The sequence below is a fragment of the Gudongella ferriphila genome, assembly GCF_046224405.1.
GTDB lineage: Bacteria > Bacillota > Clostridia > Tissierellales > Tissierellaceae > Gudongella.
Genome location: NZ_JBJXRK010000032.1, coordinates 1 through 20,875, shown reverse-complemented (window position 1 = coordinate 20,875; position 20,875 = coordinate 1). Strand labels below are relative to the sequence as shown.

The window sequence follows — 20,875 nt, the reverse complement described above, 5'->3', positions numbered from 1 at the left end:
CCTGTAGGCTCTTGTCTTCATCTTTTCATGGGTCTGCAGTTTGATGTAGCTTTCGATTCCTTCTTCTCTTAAATATCGTAGATTTTGTTCGCTGCTGTATCCGCTGTCTGCAGTGACTTCTTCCAGCTGCTCTCCCAGGATTGTTTTGTGTTTTTCAAGCACAGGTATCAAGGTATTGTAATCTGTTCTATCATTGCTTATGTGGGTGTGAATTATGAAGTAGTTCTCTACAGCAATTTGCACGTTGTATGCCGGTTTTAGCTGCCCATTTTGCATATGGTCGTCTTTCATGCGCATAAATGTTGCTTCCATATCTGTTTTTGAGTAGCTGTTTCTATCTTCACCCATGATCTTGAAGTGGTTCTGGTATTTAAGCAGTCGGTTCCCACACGCCTCAATCTCTTCATATAGCTTTTGGATATCTGATTTTTGCTGTCCTTTCCCAGCAACAAAACAGATTCCTTCCCCCTTGGCTATTTTGAACAGGTTGACTTGCAATTTCAACAATTCCAAAGGAGAAATATTTTCAATCTTCAGGATTGTGTTGTTGGATATTTTCTTTTGATTGGTTTTCTTTCTATCTCTATTCTTTTGTATGACTTCCCTAACCTTGTCCATACCTTCAATGATGAACATTCTTTCTTGATCCAATCCATATTCTCGCTTGTAGCCGGCGTTTGTGATAATGGTATTGTATCTTGTATATAGCTCATCAATCGTATCCAATAGCCCCGCCAAACGATAATTGACACTACCTCGCCACACAAAGGTGTAACGGTTGGCGTTGGCTTCGATTTTGGTACCGTCTATGAACAGGCTGTTCAGGCTTATGAATCCTTCTTTTTTAAGTCTTTTGATAAACTGATAGTGCAGATTGTCCAGGACTTCATCACTTAGCTTGTTTTTTATGAAGTCGTAGAAGGCATCACGTTTGGGCTTTTCACCTTTGCTTAGCCATATGAATGCGATGTCTCGTTCGCAGAGTTCCACAATGCGGTCAACAGCTTTGACTCCTCTCATATTTGCATAAGTTAGTATTGCAAACATCATAATAGGATTGTAGCCTTTTCTTCCCTTGGTAGAATATCTGGCAGTCAAGCCAGAAAAATCAAGATCCTCCATTACTTTTTTAAGGGTATAGACGGGGTCGTCTGCTGGTAATCCTATTTGATACAGATTAAAGTTTATTGCCTGTTGCCCTATCTCGAAAAATTGGGTATAATGGTAGTTGTTCATGATAGTTATAGTATACACTATAGCGGGGGCGAGATGGCTGCAATTGGCCATCTTTTTCCTTTTTTGCAAAAATAAAAGACCAGTACATCCCGTTAAAAGTGTACTGGTCTTCTTATGGGGCTATTTACCGACAGCCCCTTTTCTTATTTTCCATGGGTTTGTCAAAAGCATGGGAGACGGTCATTTTTGCTTTTTCCCGATGGAATTCACCAATTTAAAAATAGTCAGATTCCTATCAATCGTTGTAATGGAGCACTCCATGTGGTACTATTGTCCATAAGTGCAGTATTACGAAAGGAGTATGATTATGCTTAGAAAATCAAGTAAATTAATAATAGCTCTGTCCCTTGTCCTTGTTCTTTCAGCTTGTTCAGGAGGCAATGAAACAGGTAACGGCACCTTTGAACTTGGCGATCCAATTGCTAGAGTCAATGGAGTTGACCTTCATCAGGGTCCCTATGAAAGGGCCGTGGAAAGAATGATTGCCGGCTACCAGCAGCAGGGACTTAGCCTTGAAGGTGAAATGGGTGACCAAGTAAAGGAAAGAATAAATGAACAGGTCCTAAACCAAATGATCCAGGTTGAGGTCATGACTCAGGAGGCTCAAAATCTTGGATTGGCACCCAGTGAATCAGTTGTTCAGGCAGAGATTGACGCCTTTAGGGATCACTATGGATCAGAGGAGGATTATCTGACCGCCCTATCAGACAATCTCTATTCAGAGGATGACTTCAGAAGAATCATACTTGAAGACCTTAGTGTTAAAGCATTGTTTGATGAGTATGTTGGTGAAGTAACTGTAACCGAAAAAGAGGTTGAGGATTATTACCTGGAGTTGGTTCAGGAGGCTCAAGACCAGATTGATGCCCGTAAGGCAGCTGGTGAGGAAGTGACCAAAGAGCAGATGGCAATGATGGCACCTCCCCTTTTTGAGGAAATTCGGGATGATCTAACAAATCAGCTTATCCAACTAAAAACTCAGGAGAAGCAGATGGATTATCTGAACGGACTCATGGAAAAGAGTGAAATTGAAATTCTGATTGAAAAGTAAGTTTATAAAGTGCCCAGGGAAACCTTCCCTTGGGCACTTTATCATTCAGCATCTGAGTGCACTATATAATAAAATTCTGCCTTTTCTACGGTAGGAGTATCTCTACGATACTTTTCCCTTATTTCAAATCCAATGCTTTCATAGCACTTGATTGCTCTTTTATTGAAGGTTCTTACTTCCAATGCCATTGGAGCATCAGGAAACCTAGCTTTCCCCTCTTCAATCAACAGCCTCATAATTTCTTTGCCCAGGCCTTTACCACAAAGTGATGGTTTTAAGCCTATTCCAATTAGCACACTATCATTTTTCATTGTTATGACACCATAGGCTACTAATTGATCCTTCTGGGTAACTGACAAAAAATTAGCTTCCCTCTCTTCCTTTATGGACAGTTCCCAATTATTCTGTACCACTGTTTCCCAATCCGAAAGATTGTATACGGAATACTCATCCTCATACTTCCAGTTACATACTTCCTTGGCATGTTATTCTGACATGACCGTCAACTCAAGTTTGATCAGAACCACCTCCATTAAACTCCCAAATTCAACTTAATAACTCTCAAGCTCAGTTATTGTGCCTTGATGGAACAAAAGCTTCCACTCTCCCTCCTCCTTCATCCATATGGAGGTTCTAAGAGCATTGATTCCAAGCTCCCTCTCATTTGAAATATAGTTTGCAATAAGAAGACCCTCCCTTAAATCCTTCACCTTAAAATCAATGATCTCAATATCTCTGTCGGAATCAAGATTGTTCAGGAAACCTATTATTGAATCCTTGTAGAATATCTGTCCTGACTTTCCAATTTCAAAAAATTCATCGTGAATGCGCATGTCTAGATTTCCTTTCACATCACAAAAATCCTTATTAAAAAAATCATTCTCATATTCCAGTATTAGTTTTTCAAGTTTCATGCTGTTCTCTCCTCTAAATCGACTACACCTCTATGGAGTAGATTCTTGAGCTGTCTCCCCAAGGGTGATAGCCTGTTCCAATATGTTCAAAGCCAAGTTTTTCGTAATACCCGATGTGGTCCGTACATAGGTATAGGTTTGAGAAGCCTCCTTTTTTTGTATCCTCCTTTGCTTTTTCAATAATCAACGCTCCAAAGTTGCTTCCCCTATAGTTCTCTTCTATGTATACTGCACAAACCCAGGGATAGAGGTCCATTCGACTGATGAAATCATTTGTGATCAACCCTCCACACCCAATTATTTCATTGTCTCTCAAAAGAAGATACCACTGGGGCAATGGGCTTTTTGTGCCTAAACAATTTTCTATGCTGTCTTCATACACCTTCATGCTTGCTGGCGATGCTCATACCCGCTGAAAATACTGGATTGCCATTTCCTTGAATTCCGGATTATCCCTAACTGATATAATCTCCAATGTATCCATCCCCCTCTTTCAGTAAGTAAAATATTCCTGTTACTCCAATATCATCTGCATATGAGGGATTCCATCCTCCACATACTCTTCAGATACCTGTCTAAAGCCAAATTTTTCATAGTATTCTTTCGCATAGGATTGTGCTTCTATAACAATCTTGTCTGCATTCATTCTTTCCCTTGCAACCCTGATTCCCTCGGAAAGAATCCGATTTCCCAGGCCAATTCCCCTTTCCGTAGTCAAGACACGGCCAATGGACACCTCTTCATGGGAGATTCCCCTGTCAACCACCCTTAAGTAGGCTTTTATCCCAGTATCATCCTCAAGATACACATGGTATGAATGTTGGTCATTACCGTCTATCTCGGGATAAATGCACTCTTGTTCTATAACGAATATCTCAAACCTTACTTTGAGAATCCTATACAACTCATCTGCAGAAAGTTCTTCAAAACGCTTAATTATTAGCTTCATAGCCACCTCCACTATTGGACCTTCAATCCCAGCTTTTCATATATCTCAGCAATAACAGGACTCTTTGCTTCCATGTAGCCATCGATGTCCTTTGGATATTCAAAAGCAGCCTTTGCTTTAACCTGACCGTACCTATCCCTGTCATCTGGATTCTCTCTCAGATGGTTCCTGAATGCCAGATGGTTCTGGAGGGCTTGTGAGTCCTTTGGACACACATAAATATGGTGAGTCATGTAGCTTTCCTTACCCTCATATTCAAAAGCTTCCCTGCCTTTTATGCCCAAGTCCCCCTCATGGTAGTATCCCATGCCTTCAAGAACATTCTTAACTTCATCAAATTTATCATAGCCTTCAATGATTATGTCCAAATCGATGATTGGCTTGGCAGGAAGCTACACCCTGCAATAACAATACCCATTAGAACAGTAAATACTAGATAAAGCCTCCTTTTCATTTTCACTCACTCCTTAACGATCAAATACCCCTAGATATATGTCCCTCTCATAATATCATTATAGCGGATTGAGCATGCATTTGATTACAATTGAATTACAACTATCCTTAAAACAAGTAAAATACATATTTCTTTGTGATTGCTTAAAATCTGTAGCATAGGGAATATAATAATTGAGGTGATTAATTTGTTACCAATCAAATGGAGCTCAGAAGTATCAGTACTCAAGGACAACACTATCCTAAAGCAGCTGGGAATTGCCATAGGTATACCCTTTGGTCTGTTGTTGGTATTCTTAATAGCAATAAAGGCATGGTATGGAGTCCTTCTAGTTACAGTAGCCCTGATTCTGGGATTTATTTTTATCCTTGCTGTATATGGCGGCAAGTATTCTGTAGACTATGTCGTTGATGATAAAGGAATAAGGATGAAATCTAGTAAAGATCATAAAGAAAAGGCAAAAACCATTGGAATACTGACATTTCTTGCAGGAGTATTTTCCAAGAACCCCACAACCTCAGGTGCTGGTCTCCTGTCCACCTTCAACGACAGCAGGAGCATAGCCTGGGAAAGAATAAATGATATCCAATACAACAACACCAAGAAACTCATTGTTATCAAAGGCTCTCCAGGTGAGAAGATCTATCTTTTCTGCCCTCCTGAGCTCTACGAAACAATAAGGGACGCCTTGAAAAAGTCCTTGGAAAACAAGAAATACAATCATCACCACCATTAAAAAAATCAGGTGTCCACCTGATTTTTTAATCCTATCACTTGATGATAAATCCTTTCTCATCTTCCATAACTTCCAGCTGGATTTCAAGGACCTTATCCACCCTGGCTCTCTTAAGGGATTTCATGAACTCAGCAAGAAAATCTATTCTTTCCTTATCGCCTTGAACCTGTGCCCTTACGCTTCCATCTGAAAGATTCTCGACCCATCCCGTCAGTTCAAGCCTCTTTGCAAGTTCAAACACCTCCAGCCTAAACCCGACCCTCTGCACCTTACCGGAAAAGACAAGCTCCTCTCTTACCTTCTCAGAATTTTTTAACTCTGGAATCTTCAGATTTTTCACCTGCTTAACCACATAATTGTCCTTCCATTCGCTTACAAAGCCCATGGGATTACCTCCTTTGATTTCAATATTCATAAATCAGATGAATACCCGGTTGTTACTTTCCTTCCTGAATGTTACAATACATTAATAACAAGAAAAATGGTGATAATATGAACAGATTTCTAAATTTTACATATGCCGCAGTTCAGGGCTTCTATTGGATGTATTTTGCTGTAATAATAAGCTTCGCATCAGTGTTCCTGCTGGATCGGGGATACTCAAACTCCCAAATCGGGTTTATCCTTGCCTTTGCAAATATCCTTGCAGTTCTTATTCAGCCTGTGCTTGCTGATATTGCCGACAGGTCCAAGAAGCTATCACTGATCTCTGTGGTCCATGTTATGGGTGCGGCACTTATCCTGGGAACCGGCTCTCTGTATTTTATGGATCAGCGCTCGATTGTCCTTACATCAGTGTTTGTCCTTACAGGTGCTCTTCAGATATCCCTGCAGCCTCTAATAAATTCCATTGCCTTTCATTTCAGCAAGGCGGGAAGCTACATAAACTTTGGGGCTACAAGGAGCGTTGGTTCTGTCGCCTACGCTTTTATAAGCTCAATCCTAGGTGTATTGGTCCTGGCCTTTGGAACAAAGACAATCCCCTTGACTGGTGTTATTGTTATAGTTCTGCTACTTTCTGCCCTTTTTCTTACAGACAAGCTGTTCAAAAAGGAGCTTACAGTTCATATCCCGGATTCGTCCTTTGATGAACCCGATGAAGATGCTGCCATAACTCTTTTCCAATTCATGAAGAGAAACAAGATCTTTGTGGTCCTTACCCTTGGGATTATGCTGGTATTCTTCCAGAATGCTGTAATCAACAATTTTCTGATTCAGATACTTAGAAACATCGGAGGGGACAGCAGCCAGATGGGCAGGCTTTTCTCCTTTATGGCCCTTCTTGAGATGCCTGGGCTTTTCTTTTTCAGCAAACTGAGAAAAAGATTCAGCAGCCAGGCAATGCTAAAGCTTTCCTCCCTGGCCTTTATCGGAAAGGTATTCTTTACATATCTGGCACCCTCTGTTGGATTTGTGTACCTTGCATTTCTATTTCAGCTGATTTCATTCCCGCTTTTCCTCTCATCAGCAGTGCATCTGGCGGATGAGGTCATGGAAAAGGGAGAGGCTGTAAAGGGCCAGTCCCTTGTTACGGGTATGATGACCTTAAGTGGAGTTTTCGCCAGTCTTCTTGGAGGTGCTGTCCTTGACCTGGGAGGACCATCCCAGCTGCTCCTTATAAGCACGGTCCTGGCCGTGATTGGTACGGTATCCATTTTCCTTACGGTCAACAGGGTTTAGAGGGAGAGTCCGTAATAATAGTTGTTCTCATCTGAAAGCTGGGAATCAAACCTAAAGCCTTCTGGAGCAAGGTTCCTGATTCTTTCCCTTGTATGGGCAAGATTTTCAGCAAGAATCCCCACCATTTCTCCTCTTGCTTTCTTTCCTTCATAGCTTGAGAGTCTTTTGCTCTCCTTCCCAAATCCCTTCTTGAAATGGATATTTAACATTTTATGCTTCTCTATCTTCACCATTCGTGAAAACTCATAGGAGGCAAGATTCACAACAAGGTCCTCTCTCTTGAAGATCTCCCTTATTTCATCCTTCCAGTAGCTGTAAAGTGTTCCATCCCTGGGCTTCATTGTCATATCCAGTCTGTAGGGCCAGATTAGTGTATGCGGACTAACCGCACCATAAAGTGCTGAAAGAATCAGGAGATTATTGTCCAGATAATCCTTCTGTTCCTTGTTGTAGTCGTGGTAGTTGATTCCAGCAAATGCAACACCCTTGTAAAGGTCAATTGCAATAACCTTCTTATGGTCAGACTTCCAATTGCTGTAAAGCTCATGGGTTTCCCTAAGGAGCTTATTTGTCTTTTCAGGCCAAAGAAGGTCCCTGCCATGAACATTTGTCTTCTCTCTATCCTGGGTCTTGCTTGGAGAAATTATTATCTTCATAATCCTATCATTTCACCTCGCTACTTCTTCTCTATTTCCACTACGCATTGTGTCTTGATCCTCTCAACGAGAAACTGAAGGGCATCGATTACATGGGGTCTGATGTCTCCTCCAACAAGAACATACATTATGTCATCTCCAACCTTAAGCTCCCCTTCATTGAGCCAGACCCTTACATGGTAGATCCCATCCAGGTTTCTCGCTTCCTCGACTGCAGCCTGAACCTTCTCTTCATCATATCCAAACTCCATGCCCCTCACCTGGGAACCGTCGTCAATTCCTTGCCTTACCTTTGCCTTCGGGGTCTGTCTGACTACTCCGTTGTGAAAAAGATACATCCCAATCTGGGAAGAGCTGGGATCCTTTTTAGCTTCTTCTATCCATCTATCCATTGATGGTGATATCTTTGTCATGGTATCATCCTTTCTCTAGTGGTCTGATTTTAGTCCGGCTCCACACATTGGAAGTAGGACATCCTTAAGTCTTCCCTCCTGCTCCAGAAGCTTAAGGTATGCTGCATAGGTTGCAGCCGTGGTGTGTTCAACATATATACCCTTCTTGGCAAGCTTTTCCCGAGCAGGTATTATTCCATCCTCAGGAGCCGTTATTACGCGAATATTGTACTTGTAAATATACTGAAGAATCTCATCCCCACGCATGGGAGCACCTATTGCAATCCCCTCAGCCATTGTCTTTTGTGGAGTGATGTGCCTGATCACCTTTTCACCTGCTGCAAGGGTTTCAGCAAAAGGTGCGCAGTTCTCACCCTGAACTGCATATATGCTTGGCATATTATCAATGATTCCAGACTGAAGCAGCTCCTCCAGGCCTATCATGACCCCCAAAAACAGTGTTCCGTTGCCCAATGGGATAAAAAGGTTCTCTGGTATTCTACCAAGCTGTTCGTAAATCTCATATATATATGTCTTTGTACCCTGGTAGAAAAAGGGATTGAATACATGACTTGCGTAATAGATCCCTTCATCCTCAACCTTTCTTCTGCACACATCTGCACAATGGTCCCTGGATCCTGGAACAACATTCACCTTGGCTCCATGGGAACTGATCATACCAATCTTCTTTGGTGATGTTCCCTCTGGCACAAATATTTCGCACTTTATTCCAGCCTTGGCACTATAGGCAGCAACACTGTTCCCAGCATTTCCACTACTGTCCTGTACAACAGACTGGACCCCGATTGATTTTGCATGGGCGACAAGGACCGCCGCTCCCCTGTCCTTAAATGACAGGGTTGGCATAAAATAATCCATCTTTAGCATAAGGTCCTCATCCAGATGTATGGCAGGGGTCATACCTTCCCCAAGGGAAACCTTCCCGAGAGCTTTCCTGTCAACTGGAATCCATTCCCTGTACCTTAGAAGTCCCCATTTATCACTTCTAATCTTATCAAGTTCAAATTTTGGAGCCTGATAATCCAGCTTCCAGAGACCTCCACATTCACATTTTGCTTTTGGTGTATCTACGCTTTCCTCTTTATTGCACTTGGAACAGTAAAATTTCATAGCTCTCCTCCAGTTATATTCCCTTTACAGGTTTTGATGTGTCATAACCCAGCTCGTAGTAGTTGTTTCCGTTGAACTGGAAATCCTTTATAACATCCAACCCCAGCTTGTCCACATGGGCCTTGTAGGATCTTGGATTTATATGATTGATAAAGGTGATTAGGATTGGAAACCTCCTGTTCATCTGCTCCCTTGAAAAGTCAAAGAGCCTTGGTAGCACCTCAGTACCCCTATAGGTTTTCTCGATGCAGATCGGTCCATACTGGTATGAATTCTCAGTTGAAAGGATTTCACCCATATACTCTGTCTCTGGCAGGTCCTTGATCATATGCTGGAAAAGGGGCCATTCTGACCAATAGTCCCAGGAGGCGGCCATTGCATAAGCTACAACCCTGTCTCCATCACAGGCGATGGCAATTCCTTGCTCCTTGTGGATAAGGTCTCCAAACTGCTCAGGTGTAAATAGTGTTGTTACGAAGCCATCCGGCTTATCATCTTCGCTGATTGTTGATACATGGTATTTTTTCTGAAGCTCTGATATCTGAGGTATGTCCTCTTTGGTTGCGTTTCTGTATATCATTTTGACCTCCTTGTATTTTGTCTTGACACCTATAATATGATTTTACCATATCAGGGTATAGTTTAAGCCTAGTTTCCCTCCAAAACCTTTGAAATTTCTCCCAGCAGCCTATCCCTGTCCCCAGGCAGCTCGCCCCTTATCTTTATTAAGTTGGAGGGATGGGTTGTATCGAATTCCATCCTCTTGTCTAGATCTAGATTCTGAAGTAACGCCCTTGTCTCCAGAAGATTTTCAATTCTTGGGGCAGGAATAAACTCTCCCTTTTCAACAAGAGCTGACAAACCTGACCCCTCCATAAGCATAAGATTCATTGTGATCAGGGTTTTTGGATGGATCTGGTTTATCATACGGGCTGTTTCCCGGGCATTTTCCTCCCAGGTGTCTGCACCTCCGATTCCAGTAAGTATGATAGCATTATAGGGAAGTTTTGCCTTTTCAAGTCTCTTGGCCTCCCTGATTGCATCCTCCCTGGTGTGACCCTTGTTCAAAAGTTTCAGGAACCTGTCACTCCCGGTCTCAAAGCCTATATAGAGCAATCTAAGGCCAGCATGGTGAAGCTGGGACAGTTCCTTGTCTGAAAACCTTGAGACGCTTCTAATTGATGCATAGGAGGCAACACGGGCACAATATGGAAGGCGTTTGCTAATTTCTTCCAATATCGACATCATTTTAGAGTGACCTGTATAAAGTGGGTCAGCTCCCGTGAGAAAAACCTTCTCAGTATACTTGTAGCCGTTTATAAGCTGCTGTCTGATCTGTTCCATGGGGACCAAGCTGTATTCATCATCCTTGTACATGGTGCAGAAGATGCATTTGTTCCAGGGACAGCCTATTGTTACAGGAATGAGCATTGTGGTCATTTCATCCTGCGGGTAATGGACTGAGCTTTTTTCATCCATAAGAACAACCCCTTTCATAAGATAAATACCCCTTTCGATTGAGTCGAAAAGGGTATTACTGCATACATAAGGAAGGGTTTTTTTGTTTATTCTATTTCAGCAAACAGCTCGTGAATATTACCATCGGGGTCTGCAAACAAAGCAGTTCTCTGGTTCCAGGGCATGTCCTGGGGTTTGTGCACAGGTGTTGCTCCCAGCTTTATGAGCTTCTCATAGGTGATGTCCACATCCTCAGAAGTATCACAGGGAAATGCGAGTTCAAAAGCCTGCCCTGAAGATTTCTTCAAATACTCCTCGCTAAATCCAACCATGACGCTTCTGTTGCAGATGGCAAACCTGACTCCACTGCTTTGAAATTCCACATAGTCCCCAAGGTCATTGATCGGCTCAAAGCATATGACTTCAGTGTAAAAAGCCTTCATCTTTTCAACATTGTCAGTCCAGATTGTTATAAGGTTGATCTCTGCCTTCACTCTATCCTACCTCCCCAGTTTTTCTGATGGCTAAATAGTGCCTTGTTATCCCTATCATCGCGAAAAATCCTATATAACCTGAGATTGGCAGTACGATACCAATCAGCTCCTTGAAGCCCAACAGGCTCCCCATAAATGCAACTGAAACCAGTACCCCAATAAGTGGTTTAAGCTTGTACTCCCTGTACTTTCTAATTCTATATGCTGCCCCGTACAAAAACGACAGAGCGGTACCAAACATTCCAGTAAACAACAGTATCGAATATATTAATCCCAACATTGGATTAATTTTGTCAGCAAGAGCAAGCATAGGAAGCTCTGCGTCAGAAAGAACAGGCTTGAATAGAATTAGAGGAAGCAGTATGCATATAAAGACTATCGACAGCTGAACAGTCCCCCTAAGCATTCCCTTATGTATTGTTCTTTCCTCCTTCACATCCGGAGAGATGGGTACAAGAATCGAAATTGCTCCCATCATATTATATGAAACAAAGGCCACAGTTGAGAAAATCCAGTTTCCAAGCAAGGGATTTTCTCCTGAAAAAGGTGATGCAGCTATGTAACCTGGTTCAAATAAAATAATGGAGAACACCCCAGTTACCATACCAACAGCAATAAGGAAGGGTACGGTTATTGAAAAAACCCATAGCACTCCCTTTGCCTCCCATAAGGCAACTATCCCCAGCAGTACCGCCATAATTCCACTTCCAATTATTGAGGGGACACCCCACATCTGGTTCAAAAGGGCTCCCGTTCCTGCCGTCATGATTATTACGGTGCCAAAAAGATAAAATAAGTATGTACCACTGAAAAAACCCCGCAACCAATGAATATCCTTGCGGATAATTATCTTGTCAAACTCTGTTATCCCTGTTTTTCGGGCTGTTTTCATAACAAAACATCCCAATATATACAATAATGTTAATGAAATTGGCATGGCTATAAGACCATAGGAGCCAAACACTCCAAAAAACTGCATTATTTCCTGTCCGGAAACAAAGCCTGCTCCAAGGAGGCTTCCTGTGAAGCCCATTGCTATTTCCTTCGGTTTTATGCTCTTTATTTTCAATTGTATCCCTTCCTCAAGGTGAAATTATGTAATGATGTTGTTATCCACTAGTTGTTCAATGACTGGTAGTATTCTTCTATGTAATCAAGATCAAACTCGTCTCCCCACAATTTGTAGCTGAAGTAGTTATCCCTTTTATCTGTTATGGAAATGTACTTATCTCCCCTGATTGTAACGAAAAACATCTCTTCTCCCTCATCGGTTATTTTTATGGTGTAGCTTGCCATCTCATCCAAATCACTGTAGCTTTTATTTGTTCTCCTAAATTTGTAATCTGTGAAGTAGTCAAATATCTCCTTAGCATGTTCCTGGCTCTGGGATTCATTTGCTATTCCTGAATCCTCGATATTCTCTCTGCTAATTACTCTTACATGTGCATTCTCTGATATGTTCGGTTCCTTTCCAATTATTCCGATGATATCCTTGGGGTAGAATGTTATTATTCCTAGAACAATTGTCACAACAACACCCAAAATAAATCTATTCTTCACATAACCTCTCCTCGTATAATATGTTTAGAGCTACTTTTTTCGTAGTCAAAACATATTTATTTTTTGTTTTTACTTTCGTTTTAATTGAGATATCCAAATGCCATTGTATTTCCCATACCTACCAGGTGAATTTTCAATGTAAGGTAGAGATAGGTAGACAGCCCTGCTGCTGTAAGTTCACCGATGCCCAGATTCAATAACGACCTCATGAGTTTATTAATATTCACACCTCTAATGGTAACACTTAAACCCTTATTGAACCGCAGCCTCAAGTATTGCAAATGATTTCTCCTCACAGTTTATCTCAGACATCACTCCGTATGGAAGACATATCTTAGGCTCAGTGTGTCCAAAGTTCATATTATAGAGAACAGGCATATCCTGTTTGTTGAATTCCTTCAGCACCTTTAATATGACCTCTTTGTACTCATTCTTATTGGTTTCATCCTGAGGCTTACCCCAGATCATACCCTTGATTCTGTCAAAAATACCATTAACCCCATAGCTTCTCAAGCTGGACTCCAGAAGCCAAGCTGGTGGTTTTTCCTCAGACGTTTCCAGAAACAGTATCGTGTCCTCAAAATCTTCCCTGTCCGGAAAAATCTCTGTACCCCGTAGCATATCAAGCACCTCAAAGCAGCCACCAATCAATCTACCCCTAGTAACTCCCCTTCCCTGAAGCAGTTCATAGCCATCATTTTTTTTGAACGCTCTTTCTGTGAACTTGTTTTTCTCCTCCCAGGGAAGATACTCGCTTGTCCATATTGCTGAAGGTTCAACCCTTCCAATGGGTTCAGGAGTGAAAAGAGTTTTTTTAATGCCTTCAACCGTGTACTCGCTCATGGAGATATTTTCTGCAAAGTCAACCATTAACGTTGGTCCATATATGCTTGAAATACCTGCCTTATGGCATAAGAGGTGGGTTGTGGTGGTATCTGAGTAGCCCATGAAAACCTTTGGATTGCTTCGAATAATATCAAAATCAATGTATGGCAGCATCCTCATGCTATCGTTTCCTCCTATTGTTGCAATGATAGCCTTTATGGAGCTGTCCCTGAAGGCTTCCATTAAATCCTCTGCTCGCTTCTCCGGGTGATTATATATGTATTCAGAGCCTGCCAGTGTGTGTTTCATTTCAACAGGAACCAGGCCAAACACCTTTTCAAGTCTTTCTTTTCCCTGCCTGTATCTCCACAATAGTTCCTTATCTCCAGCTCCGCCCCAGGATAGACTTACCAGTGCAACCTTGTCTCCAGGATTCAGTCGATTTGGTTTCTTCAATCTCTTCATAGCTCTCCCCCGTAATTTAATTTCTCTTCCACTGCTAAATCAAACTCTGTCAAAATTCATAACTGTGTCATGAGATTATAATTTTGAGTCAGCAGAACCGTCCCCAGCGACTCAAAGGAACAGCTCCGGCAGCTTTCGCTCCTTAAACTCTTCCTCCAGCTCCCTCTTGTGTCGTAGATAGTCAGGGTCATCAAAGCATTTTGCCTCCACAGGGCACTTCTTTATGCAAGCTCCACACTTGATGCAAATTCCCGTCAGAATTTTTACATTTTCCTCTGGAATGGATCCCATTGGGCAGGCTCGTGCACAAATCTTGCAATCCATGCAGGTATTCCTTGTCTTTGGCTGTACCTTCCGAATATCCACAGGGTTTCCATCCTCATCCAAGGGTATGTAGTATTCCTTGTAATTCGGGTTTCCCTTGATGCTTAACTCTGTTGTTTCAGAATCAAGCTTAAGACTGAGTCTGTTGGCAAAATCCCTAGCAGTTTCAAGGTCCTTCTCATCCGGCCTTCCCATTGCAAGATCATATGAAAAGGAATGTTCTCCCACAAAGGCTGCCGCTCCAACAACATCAAGACATGCATTATCCAGTATGTCCCTCAATTCCAGCAAAGCGTCATCATATGCCCTGTTACCATAAAGAACAACTGCAATAGCCCTGGCTCCATTTCCCCTCAAGCCAGAAAGATACTCAAGAAGTACATTTGGAACCCTGCCAGCATATACTGGAACTCCAGCTACGACAATGTCTCCTTCCATAATGTTGGGATAATCGGTTCTTTTCATGGGCAAAGTAAAGTCATAATGAAGCACCCCGCAGTTTTTCTTCTCTGCGATGACATTAGCAAGCTCCTTTACAACCTTTTCAGTAGTCCCTGTCGGGCTGAAATAAAATGTAATGACTCTCTCCATGCTGACCACCTCATAAAATCTACTCCCAAGAAGCAAATAGTACCGTTCCCTATGCTTCCCCAATGCTTCAAATGATCCCTGTCTCTGCAAGCTTTTCCTTGATTGAACCCATGGACATGACACCTGATTTCATTATCATATGCCGTGTATAATCATTATACATCAAAAATGACTTTATTCCCTTCCATTTAATGTTTAAATATAGGCTTTTAGATTTTTTTCTGTACAAGGTAGCTGCTCTTTCAATATTCTCCTCAATAGCTCCAGAAAGATTCAAGGCACTCTTGAAACCATAACTTAAGCCTTCCGCTGAGCTTGGGCTAATCCACCCAGCCGCCTCACCTATCAATGCCACCCTCCCCTTTCCTGTAAGGATCTCCCTTGATCCTCTTGGTCTAAGCAGATATGCACTGTTCTTTCCAAAACTTTCTCCAAGGTCAAAACCCTTCCCCTCAAGCTTTCCCTTCAGCTCTTCAAACTTTTTCAGTGGTTCATTGTATGGATCCAATGCACTTCCCACTACAAGATAGCCTTCCTTGGGTATTGTCCAGGAATAGAAATCGGTGATCTCCTTATCAAATATGGAGCCGTAATAGGGCTGATTATAAGTTAGTCTGAAGTACTCCTGTATTGCTATGTATCTCCTTTGTCCATTTTTATTTGGATAAAGCCGTCTTCTAACCCTTGATGACGCACCGTCTGCACCTACAAGAAGCTTGGCTGTTGCCACTATTTCCTCCCCGTCCTTTAAGTAGGTTGCCTGAACATATTTCCCGAAATCCATGTAGTTTTTAAACATAGATCCATCCTCAACCTCGACACATGCTGAAACCTGTGACAGCAGCCATCTGTCGAATTTTTCCCTGTTGACGTTTACGTAGTGACGCTGGTAATATCTTTCAAGATTATTCCCCTGGTCAATTGTTCTGACAGCAAAAAGCTGAGGTCCATCAAGGACCTCCCCCGGAATCCCAAGTCCAAACTCTGCCAAAAGCCTCTGGGCATCCGGTGCCACAAGACCCCCACAGCACTTCTTAAAGTCACCCTCGCCATTTTCCTTGATATACCTTCGTTCAATGAGAAGAACCTTTCTGCTCCTTCCCAAAAGTCTCGCCAAGGTTGCTCCCGCTGGTCCACCGCCTACAATAATTACATCATACATCACAGTTCACCATCCCTGTCATCCTCCCTGAATTCAAGGATATCTCCCGGTTGACAATCCAGTGCCCTGCATATCCCCTCCAGGGTTGATAGCCTGATGGCCTTGGCCTTGCCATTCTTAAGTATTGAAATATTGGCCATGGTTATCCCCACCCGCTCTGAAAGCTCCGTGACACTCATCTTTCGCTTTGCCAACATAACATCTATGTTTATAATAATAGCCATCCATTTCACCTCATATCGTAAGATCATTGTCTTCCTTTATCTTAATCGCCTGATCAAGTAGCTTCTGGAGCACCGCTGCAAATGTAGCAATCACTATTGATGCCGATACTATAATAATTGGAAATCCCACAAGACCCGGCGCATCATCAAGATCTGCTATGGGATAAAGAAAAGGCAGCATCAACGTGTATATTCCAGCAATTGCAAGTGCCGCATGCTTTATTCTTCCCAAGCCCCTGACGGCTTCCTGGGAAAAAGCATTATTGTGGTCAATCAGCCCAAGGAGCTTCCATGCCTGATAAAGGGCGAAGAAGTAGGCCATGGCCGTCAGATAAGCACCTGCTACAATCGAGACTGGAAAAAAGCCAACAGAAGATGGCAGCCAGAATATACAGATTGCAAGAATCGGGAAGCTCATAATTATCAATGCGCCCCTAAGCAAGAGGGTAGTTCCCTTGTTCATTTTAAAACACCTCACAGTCTAAATTATATATGTTGATTTTAGCAAATTATTTATTGTTTTACAATAAATAATTATTCTTTTACCCATTGTTCTAACTTTTAAATACCTGCCATGGCTGTAATTACCTTTATCTAAATTAGGGTAGTATTACAATGAATATACTTATTTGTGCAAAGGACGGTGATCACCGATGAAAATTGACCTTGAAGGCGAAATGGAAACCCTGCTTATACCCTTGTATGGAAAGGCAAAGATGTCAGAGGATGGTATTTTCAGGGATACCTTTGCGCAAAGGGCAGTGACTAGACTGAACTTTGATTTTTCAAAGCTTAAAATACAGAAGAAGACCCAGGTTATGCTGGCATTTAGGGCTGAGTATATGGATCTATATGCCAAGGAATTTCTAGGAAGACATGATGAGTCCATTGTACTCCATCTTGGCTGCGGGTTGGATTCAAGATATTTCAGACTTGGTAAGCCAAAAGCCCTTTGGTATGAACTTGATTTCCCCGAGGTAATAGAAATAAAGAGACAGCTTTACCCTCCAGAGAGGGGCTACAGCTATATCCCCTCAACCGTCAATGACCACAGCTGGCTAGATTCTGTTTCCTGGAAAGGTGAAAGCATTCTTATCATTGCCGAAGGTCTGTTTATGTACTTGACTGAAAAGGAGATCAGGGAATTGATGAATGTATTAAAGGACAGATTTGGCAGCTACACCATGATTTTTGATGTTGTATCAAGTCTCACTGTAAAGTACTCCAAGCACCACCCCTCAATCAAAAGAACAGGTGCCCATCTATTGTGGGGAATTGATAACCCGAAGAATATGGAGGAATACTTGGATGGAGCGAAATATCTTAGGACCATATACATGACGGAGAATCCCAACATTAGAAAGCTTTCACCATACTACAGAATGATGTACAGACTGGCTGATATATTCAAACCGGCAAAAAATGCTCATAAAATTGTAATTATGGAAATAACCTAGAGCCAACTCGAACAGGGCCTGAAAACAACTGGTCTTGTTCTTGTTTTTTCAGGAGTCTCATGTTATAATATCGTCATTCGATATCGTGTTTCGTTAAACATAAGGAGTGATTCGATGCCAGACAAAGTTTTACGAAAGGTTTTTCTAGGATTTATTCATATTCATATCCTCCACCACGCTAAGAAAGAGCCTTTTTACGGCTCATGGATGATTAAGGAGCTTAAGGAGCACGGATACAGCATGAGCCCAGGTACCCTATATCCTCTCCTAAGCGGTATGGAGCTTGATGGTCTTCTAACCAAAGAGGATAGGAATGTTGAAGGAAAGGTTAGAAAGTATTACAGCATCACTGAAAAAGGAGACAAGATTCTTCATGAGGCAGCTGAAAGAGCAAGAGAGCTCCTGAAGGAAATTGAATCATAGAGTTGAAAGGGGAAATATTTATGTACCAATTCAAAGATGTCCGTTACAAGGATATCCTAAGCATTGACAAGCTTACTATAGAGGAGCATCTTGTAACATCCATTGTAGGGCCAAGCGGAAGCGGGAAAACCACCTTTATCCGTCTTTTGAACAAGCTGATAAGTCCCGATTCAGGTGAAATACTCCACAAGGGCAAACCAATGTCTGAACTGAACTCAGTGGATCTTAGAAGGTCAGTGGTAATGCTTCCACAGCAGCCTGCCATATATCCCGGAACTGTTAAGGATAATCTCTTAATGGGTCTTGTTTTATCTGAAAAGGATCCTGTAAACGATGAGGCCCTTCTGGAAGTGTTGGAGGCAGTAAAGCTGAAAAAGGATCTTAAGGATAACGCTGAGCTTCTCTCTGGAGGAGAAAAGCAACGTCTTGCACTTGGCAGGGTCCTGCTTATGGAGCCGGAGGTTTTGCTTCTTGATGAGCCTTCCTCGGCACTTGATGATAAAACTGAGCTGATGATCATTGAGGAGGTCGTGGAATACACAAGAAGGAACAAGAAGACCCTGGTTATGGTAACCCACTCAAATAGAATTGCAGAGGATTTTTCTGACCGGACAATAAAAATATCCGGAGATGAACCTGTCCAGGCAAGGGAGGTGTCAAGATGAGCAATGACATCATGAATCTTCAGTTGTGGCAGATTGGAGCAGCTTATGTATTCATAGCACTTCTACTTGTGATAGTGAGAAAAAGGGGTATTGGCAGGGAAAGGGAAATACTAATGGCTTCAGTGAGAATGACGCTACAGCTTGTGCTGGTGGGCTATGTCCTGGTATATATTTTTGAGAGTACAAATCCTCTGATGACCATACTTGCAGTGGGTGTTATGGAGGCATTTGCAATTGATAACATATTCAAGCGTACCAAGGAAAAGCTTACAGGAAAACTGAAAAAAATAATTGCCTTTTCCATGGTAACCGGTACCCTTACAAGCATACTCTATTTTCTGTTTGTTGTTATAAGGATTTATCCTTGGTTCAATCCACAATACTTTATCCCCATCGCCGGTATGATCATAGGAAATTCCATGACGGGAATCTCCCTTGGTGTGAAGGGGATCGCAGATGGCATGAGAAATAAAAGAGCCCTGGTGGAGTCATCCCTTATGCTGGGTGCGACTCCAGCCAAAGCTTCCAAAGAAATTGTAAACAGTGCCTTTGACTCGGCAATTCTACCAACAATAAACTCCATGGTTGGAATGGGTATAGTATCACTTCCAGGGATGATGACAGGGCAGATCCTCTCCGGTACATCTCCACTGATTGCCACCAAGTATCAGATAGCCATCATGCTAGGCATAGTGGGAAGCGTTGCTCTTTCTGTGATACTGTTTGTAATTTTGGGATATAGAACCTTTTTCAACCACCAGGACCAGCTCATTCAAGTTGAGGATTAGTCCTCCTTCAAGCCGAATGTTACTTTGATTTTCACGGTAGTTGTCACTGGGAAGCCTCATTTTTGACTGTCTTGGTATTTGTAGGCCACATATTCGATAATCACACCATAAACAACTCCTGCAAGAAAGCTCACCGGATCCTGGAACCCTGATGTGGCATAGAATGCAAAGGAAACCAATAGTCCAAAAGCTGCACCTCTTACAAGCAGCAGGTTCAGCTTTAGAGGCTTCCAAGGGGCTCCTATCACTATTCCCATAATTAGGCGGTTGTACCAAAGAGCAAACAGCCAGTACAGCTCCCTTTCAAATCCCGACCTGATGGATGCACCAACAATGCATACCATTCCAAGGAGTATACCGGTTATAATTGATATCTTCATTCTCCGTGTCATCATATAGCCTCCCAACATTTCCCAGAACCACACATACATTGTCCTGTCTGTGATATACTTACCCAAAATTCGAGCTTTGATTATTGAGTCTCTTTAAACAATTATAAAGGAGCCTTCCGTTTAAGGCTCCCACGCTTTTCTAAATATCCTAGATTCCAAACATCTGCCTGCACAGCTTCTTTCCAGACTCGGTCCTGAAAATTTCTTCATAAACTTTCTCAATGGCACCTTTTCCCTTGCTCTTTTCGTACAGATTGACCAGAAAATCAGCCTCCACAAGAATCTGATAATCCCTGCCATCAATTTCATCATAGGTGTGGTGGTGTGCCACCAGATAGCAAACCCTATCAATTACATTTTCCTTGTATTCGAGTCTTTCAAGAAACCTTCTGGCATATGGAGGACCCTCTTTCTCCTGAAGCTTACCGCTACTTTCCCCATACTTTTCCCTTGAAACCTTGATTCCGATATCATGGACCATTGAAGCAGCTTCCAGTATTTCCATCTCTTCTTCAGACAGCCCTTCCATCATTCCAATGATTCTTGATAGCTCATGAACCTTTAAAAAATGCTGTATCATCCAAGGATCTCCTGAATCATGCTCAATCATCATATGAATAAGCCTGTCCTTCTTATCCATTGTGATCCCCCAGTTCTGCAACAGCCTCAATTTCAACGAGACTTCCTCCATGAAGCTCTGGAACCGGCACGACAATCCTTGCAGGTTTATGATTTCCAAAGAACTCTGCATATACCTCATTCACCGCATCCCAGTTCTGAACCCCAATAATATAGATCCTGCATTGTACCACATCAGCCCTGGCTGCTCCAGCCTCCTTAAGGACCCT

28 protein-coding genes and 2 pseudogenes are annotated in these 20,875 nt (G+C 42.2%); 7 read left to right on the top strand and 23 right to left on the bottom strand.

Features of this window, described 5'->3' with window-relative positions; genetic code table 11:
- The coding region (locus ACKVDP_RS12250) for a transposase (protein ID WP_409229164.1) at positions 1 to 1,236 on the bottom strand (1,236 nt) is incomplete at its 3' end.
- A 307-nt stretch (positions 1,237 to 1,543) separates the two neighbouring features.
- On the opposite strand from ACKVDP_RS12250, the gene ACKVDP_RS12245 reads away from it, so the two are divergent.
- Complete coding sequence (locus tag ACKVDP_RS12245) at positions 1,544 to 2,287, top strand: SurA N-terminal domain-containing protein (RefSeq protein ID WP_409229163.1); 744 nt, start codon at positions 1,544 to 1,546, stop codon at positions 2,285 to 2,287.
- Between the two features lie 41 nt (positions 2,288 to 2,328).
- Here ACKVDP_RS12245 and ACKVDP_RS12240 read toward each other — a convergent pair.
- The 5 genes and pseudogenes from ACKVDP_RS12240 to ACKVDP_RS12220 form a co-directional block, all read right to left on the bottom strand.
- A pseudogene (locus ACKVDP_RS12240) lies at positions 2,329 to 2,745 on the bottom strand (GNAT family N-acetyltransferase); the annotation flags it as partial.
- A gap of 93 nt (positions 2,746 to 2,838) precedes the next feature.
- Positions 2,839 to 3,201 carry a nuclear transport factor 2 family protein gene (locus ACKVDP_RS12235; protein ID WP_409229162.1) on the bottom strand — a complete coding sequence of 121 codons (363 nt, stop codon included), beginning with the start codon at positions 3,199 to 3,201 and terminating at the stop codon, positions 2,839 to 2,841.
- A 22-nt stretch (positions 3,202 to 3,223) separates the two neighbouring features.
- Positions 3,224 to 3,589, bottom strand: coding sequence for a GNAT family N-acetyltransferase (locus ACKVDP_RS12230; protein ID WP_409229161.1), 366 nt, complete (start codon positions 3,587 to 3,589; stop codon positions 3,224 to 3,226).
- Between the two features lie 126 nt (positions 3,590 to 3,715).
- Positions 3,716 to 4,150 carry a GNAT family N-acetyltransferase gene (locus ACKVDP_RS12225; RefSeq protein WP_409229159.1) on the bottom strand — a complete coding sequence of 145 codons (435 nt, stop codon included), beginning with the start codon at positions 4,148 to 4,150 and terminating at the stop codon, positions 3,716 to 3,718.
- Positions 4,151 to 4,161: 11 nt separating this feature from the next.
- Positions 4,162 to 4,530, bottom strand: a pseudogene (locus ACKVDP_RS12220) (GrpB family protein); the annotation flags it as partial.
- A gap of 261 nt (positions 4,531 to 4,791) precedes the next feature.
- Between ACKVDP_RS12220 and ACKVDP_RS12215 the strand changes: the two are divergent.
- Positions 4,792 to 5,340 (top strand): hypothetical protein, encoded by a 549-nt coding sequence (locus ACKVDP_RS12215; RefSeq protein ID WP_409229158.1) that lies wholly within the window; start codon positions 4,792 to 4,794, stop codon positions 5,338 to 5,340.
- A gap of 34 nt (positions 5,341 to 5,374) precedes the next feature.
- On the opposite strand, the gene ACKVDP_RS12210 is transcribed toward ACKVDP_RS12215, so the two are convergent.
- Positions 5,375 to 5,725, bottom strand: a complete 351-nt coding sequence (locus tag ACKVDP_RS12210) for an acylphosphatase (RefSeq protein ID WP_409229157.1) — start codon at positions 5,723 to 5,725, stop codon at positions 5,375 to 5,377.
- 107 nt (positions 5,726 to 5,832) lie between these two features.
- Here ACKVDP_RS12210 and ACKVDP_RS12205 point away from each other — a divergent pair, with 107 nt between their 5' ends.
- Positions 5,833 to 7,020, top strand: a complete 1,188-nt coding sequence (locus ACKVDP_RS12205; protein ID WP_409229156.1) for an MFS transporter — start codon at positions 5,833 to 5,835, stop codon at positions 7,018 to 7,020.
- Here the strand turns inward: ACKVDP_RS12205 and ACKVDP_RS12200 are convergent.
- From ACKVDP_RS12200 to ACKVDP_RS12140, 13 genes are all read right to left on the bottom strand, one after another.
- A complete protein-coding gene (locus ACKVDP_RS12200) occupies positions 7,017 to 7,676 on the bottom strand; it encodes a YaaA family protein (protein ID WP_409229155.1) in 660 nt (219 codons plus the stop codon). The two genes, ACKVDP_RS12205 and ACKVDP_RS12200, sit on opposite strands and share 4 nt — an antisense overlap.
- Positions 7,677 to 7,696: 20 nt before the next feature.
- On the bottom strand, positions 7,697 to 8,089 hold the full coding sequence (locus ACKVDP_RS12195; protein WP_409229154.1) for a molybdenum cofactor biosynthesis protein MoaE: 393 nt from the start codon (positions 8,087 to 8,089) through the stop codon (positions 7,697 to 7,699).
- Between the two features lie 15 nt (positions 8,090 to 8,104).
- Complete coding sequence (locus tag ACKVDP_RS12190; RefSeq protein ID WP_409229153.1) at positions 8,105 to 9,199, bottom strand: threonine synthase; 1,095 nt, start codon at positions 9,197 to 9,199, stop codon at positions 8,105 to 8,107.
- A 13-nt stretch (positions 9,200 to 9,212) separates the two neighbouring features.
- Positions 9,213 to 9,779: a GNAT family N-acetyltransferase gene (locus ACKVDP_RS12185; RefSeq protein ID WP_409229152.1), complete on the bottom strand. Its 567-nt coding sequence runs from the start codon at positions 9,777 to 9,779 to the stop codon at positions 9,213 to 9,215.
- A gap of 68 nt (positions 9,780 to 9,847) precedes the next feature.
- Positions 9,848 to 10,678: a radical SAM protein gene (locus ACKVDP_RS12180; RefSeq protein WP_409229151.1), complete on the bottom strand. Its 831-nt coding sequence runs from the start codon at positions 10,676 to 10,678 to the stop codon at positions 9,848 to 9,850.
- Positions 10,679 to 10,764: 86 nt separating this feature from the next.
- Entirely contained in the window at positions 10,765 to 11,151 is a 387-nt protein-coding gene (locus tag ACKVDP_RS12175) for a VOC family protein (protein ID WP_409229150.1), read from the bottom strand.
- Between the two features lies 1 nt (position 11,152).
- Positions 11,153 to 12,220 (bottom strand): YkvI family membrane protein, encoded by a 1,068-nt coding sequence (locus ACKVDP_RS12170; protein ID WP_409229149.1) that lies wholly within the window; start codon positions 12,218 to 12,220, stop codon positions 11,153 to 11,155.
- 47 nt (positions 12,221 to 12,267) lie between these two features.
- Positions 12,268 to 12,711, bottom strand: coding sequence for a hypothetical protein (locus ACKVDP_RS12165; protein ID WP_409229148.1), 444 nt, complete (start codon positions 12,709 to 12,711; stop codon positions 12,268 to 12,270).
- Between the two features lie 252 nt (positions 12,712 to 12,963).
- The gene (locus ACKVDP_RS12160) at positions 12,964 to 14,001 is read right to left on the bottom strand and encodes a S66 family peptidase (RefSeq protein ID WP_409229147.1); all 1,038 of its coding nucleotides are present in this window, start codon (positions 13,999 to 14,001) and stop codon (positions 12,964 to 12,966) included.
- 111 nt (positions 14,002 to 14,112) lie between these two features.
- A complete protein-coding gene (locus tag ACKVDP_RS12155; protein WP_409229146.1) occupies positions 14,113 to 14,916 on the bottom strand; it encodes an EFR1 family ferrodoxin in 804 nt (267 codons plus the stop codon).
- 67 nt (positions 14,917 to 14,983) lie between these two features.
- Positions 14,984 to 16,078, bottom strand: coding sequence for an FAD-binding protein (locus ACKVDP_RS12150; protein ID WP_409229165.1), 1,095 nt, complete (start codon positions 16,076 to 16,078; stop codon positions 14,984 to 14,986).
- Positions 16,078 to 16,302 (bottom strand): helix-turn-helix domain-containing protein, encoded by a 225-nt coding sequence (locus ACKVDP_RS12145; RefSeq protein ID WP_409229145.1) that lies wholly within the window; start codon positions 16,300 to 16,302, stop codon positions 16,078 to 16,080. Before ACKVDP_RS12145 ends, ACKVDP_RS12150 begins: the two co-directional genes overlap by 1 nt.
- Positions 16,303 to 16,312: 10 nt before the next feature.
- Positions 16,313 to 16,765, bottom strand: a complete 453-nt coding sequence (locus ACKVDP_RS12140; protein ID WP_409229144.1) for a DUF2975 domain-containing protein — start codon at positions 16,763 to 16,765, stop codon at positions 16,313 to 16,315.
- Positions 16,766 to 16,955: 190 nt separating this feature from the next.
- On the opposite strand from ACKVDP_RS12140, the gene ACKVDP_RS12135 reads away from it, so the two are divergent.
- The 4 genes from ACKVDP_RS12135 (at position 16,956) to ACKVDP_RS12120 (ending at position 19,635) form a co-directional block, all read left to right on the top strand.
- Positions 16,956 to 17,759: a class I SAM-dependent methyltransferase gene (locus ACKVDP_RS12135; RefSeq protein ID WP_409229143.1), complete on the top strand. Its 804-nt coding sequence runs from the start codon at positions 16,956 to 16,958 to the stop codon at positions 17,757 to 17,759.
- 114 nt (positions 17,760 to 17,873) lie between these two features.
- Entirely contained in the window at positions 17,874 to 18,182 is a 309-nt protein-coding gene (locus tag ACKVDP_RS12130) for a PadR family transcriptional regulator (protein ID WP_409229142.1), read from the top strand.
- A gap of 20 nt (positions 18,183 to 18,202) precedes the next feature.
- Positions 18,203 to 18,847 (top strand): ABC transporter ATP-binding protein, encoded by a 645-nt coding sequence (locus ACKVDP_RS12125; protein ID WP_409229141.1) that lies wholly within the window; start codon positions 18,203 to 18,205, stop codon positions 18,845 to 18,847.
- The gene (locus ACKVDP_RS12120) at positions 18,844 to 19,635 is read left to right on the top strand and encodes an ABC transporter permease (protein ID WP_409229139.1); all 792 of its coding nucleotides are present in this window, start codon (positions 18,844 to 18,846) and stop codon (positions 19,633 to 19,635) included. The genes ACKVDP_RS12125 and ACKVDP_RS12120 overlap by 4 nt, the downstream gene beginning before the upstream one ends.
- 56 nt (positions 19,636 to 19,691) lie before the next feature.
- Here ACKVDP_RS12120 and ACKVDP_RS12115 read toward each other — a convergent pair whose 3' ends face one another.
- From ACKVDP_RS12115 to ACKVDP_RS12105, 3 genes are all read right to left on the bottom strand, one after another.
- Positions 19,692 to 20,027: a hypothetical protein gene (locus ACKVDP_RS12115; protein ID WP_409229137.1), complete on the bottom strand. Its 336-nt coding sequence runs from the start codon at positions 20,025 to 20,027 to the stop codon at positions 19,692 to 19,694.
- Positions 20,028 to 20,175: 148 nt separating this feature from the next.
- Positions 20,176 to 20,667: an HD domain-containing protein gene (locus ACKVDP_RS12110; protein WP_409229136.1), complete on the bottom strand. Its 492-nt coding sequence runs from the start codon at positions 20,665 to 20,667 to the stop codon at positions 20,176 to 20,178.
- A partial coding sequence (locus ACKVDP_RS12105) for a RidA family protein (RefSeq protein WP_409229135.1) occupies positions 20,660 to 20,875 on the bottom strand: 216 nt, incomplete at its 5' end. The genes ACKVDP_RS12105 and ACKVDP_RS12110, both read right to left, overlap by 8 nt.

Excerpts from the sequence above, each read along its gene's own strand:
- ACKVDP_RS12190 (WP_409229153.1), bottom strand. The coding sequence starts at position 9,199 with ATGAAATTTTACTGTTCCAAGTGCAATAAAGAGGAAAGCGTAGATACA.
- ACKVDP_RS12210 (WP_409229157.1), bottom strand. The coding sequence starts at position 5,725 with ATGGGCTTTGTAAGCGAATGGAAGGACAATTATGTGGTTAAGCAGGTG.
- ACKVDP_RS12140 (WP_409229144.1), bottom strand. The coding sequence starts at position 16,765 with ATGAACAAGGGAACTACCCTCTTGCTTAGGGGCGCATTGATAATTATG.
- ACKVDP_RS12155 (WP_409229146.1), bottom strand. The coding sequence starts at position 14,916 with ATGGAGAGAGTCATTACATTTTATTTCAGCCCGACAGGGACTACTGAA.
- ACKVDP_RS12160 (WP_409229147.1), bottom strand. The coding sequence starts at position 14,001 with ATGAAGAGATTGAAGAAACCAAATCGACTGAATCCTGGAGACAAGGTT.
- ACKVDP_RS12195 (WP_409229154.1), bottom strand. The coding sequence starts at position 8,089 with ATGACAAAGATATCACCATCAATGGATAGATGGATAGAAGAAGCTAAA.
- ACKVDP_RS12135 (WP_409229143.1), top strand. The coding sequence starts at position 16,956 with ATGAAAATTGACCTTGAAGGCGAAATGGAAACCCTGCTTATACCCTTG.
- ACKVDP_RS12230 (WP_409229161.1), bottom strand. The coding sequence starts at position 3,589 with ATGAAGGTGTATGAAGACAGCATAGAAAATTGTTTAGGCACAAAAAGC.
- ACKVDP_RS12150 (WP_409229165.1), bottom strand. The coding sequence starts at position 16,078 with ATGTATGATGTAATTATTGTAGGCGGTGGACCAGCGGGAGCAACCTTG.
- ACKVDP_RS12245 (WP_409229163.1), top strand. The coding sequence starts at position 1,544 with ATGCTTAGAAAATCAAGTAAATTAATAATAGCTCTGTCCCTTGTCCTT.
- ACKVDP_RS12185 (WP_409229152.1), bottom strand. The coding sequence starts at position 9,779 with ATGATATACAGAAACGCAACCAAAGAGGACATACCTCAGATATCAGAG.
- ACKVDP_RS12225 (WP_409229159.1), bottom strand. The coding sequence starts at position 4,150 with ATGAAGCTAATAATTAAGCGTTTTGAAGAACTTTCTGCAGATGAGTTG.
- ACKVDP_RS12200 (WP_409229155.1), bottom strand. The coding sequence starts at position 7,676 with ATGAAGATAATAATTTCTCCAAGCAAGACCCAGGATAGAGAGAAGACA.
- ACKVDP_RS12130 (WP_409229142.1), top strand. The coding sequence starts at position 17,874 with ATGCCAGACAAAGTTTTACGAAAGGTTTTTCTAGGATTTATTCATATT.
- ACKVDP_RS12205 (WP_409229156.1), top strand. The coding sequence starts at position 5,833 with ATGAACAGATTTCTAAATTTTACATATGCCGCAGTTCAGGGCTTCTAT.
- ACKVDP_RS12235 (WP_409229162.1), bottom strand. The coding sequence starts at position 3,201 with ATGAAACTTGAAAAACTAATACTGGAATATGAGAATGATTTTTTTAAT.
- ACKVDP_RS12110 (WP_409229136.1), bottom strand. The coding sequence starts at position 20,667 with ATGGATAAGAAGGACAGGCTTATTCATATGATGATTGAGCATGATTCA.
- ACKVDP_RS12120 (WP_409229139.1), top strand. The coding sequence starts at position 18,844 with ATGAGCAATGACATCATGAATCTTCAGTTGTGGCAGATTGGAGCAGCT.
- ACKVDP_RS12180 (WP_409229151.1), bottom strand. The coding sequence starts at position 10,678 with ATGGATGAAAAAAGCTCAGTCCATTACCCGCAGGATGAAATGACCACA.
- ACKVDP_RS12125 (WP_409229141.1), top strand. The coding sequence starts at position 18,203 with ATGTACCAATTCAAAGATGTCCGTTACAAGGATATCCTAAGCATTGAC.
- ACKVDP_RS12115 (WP_409229137.1), bottom strand. The coding sequence starts at position 20,027 with ATGACACGGAGAATGAAGATATCAATTATAACCGGTATACTCCTTGGA.
- ACKVDP_RS12145 (WP_409229145.1), bottom strand. The coding sequence starts at position 16,302 with ATGGCTATTATTATAAACATAGATGTTATGTTGGCAAAGCGAAAGATG.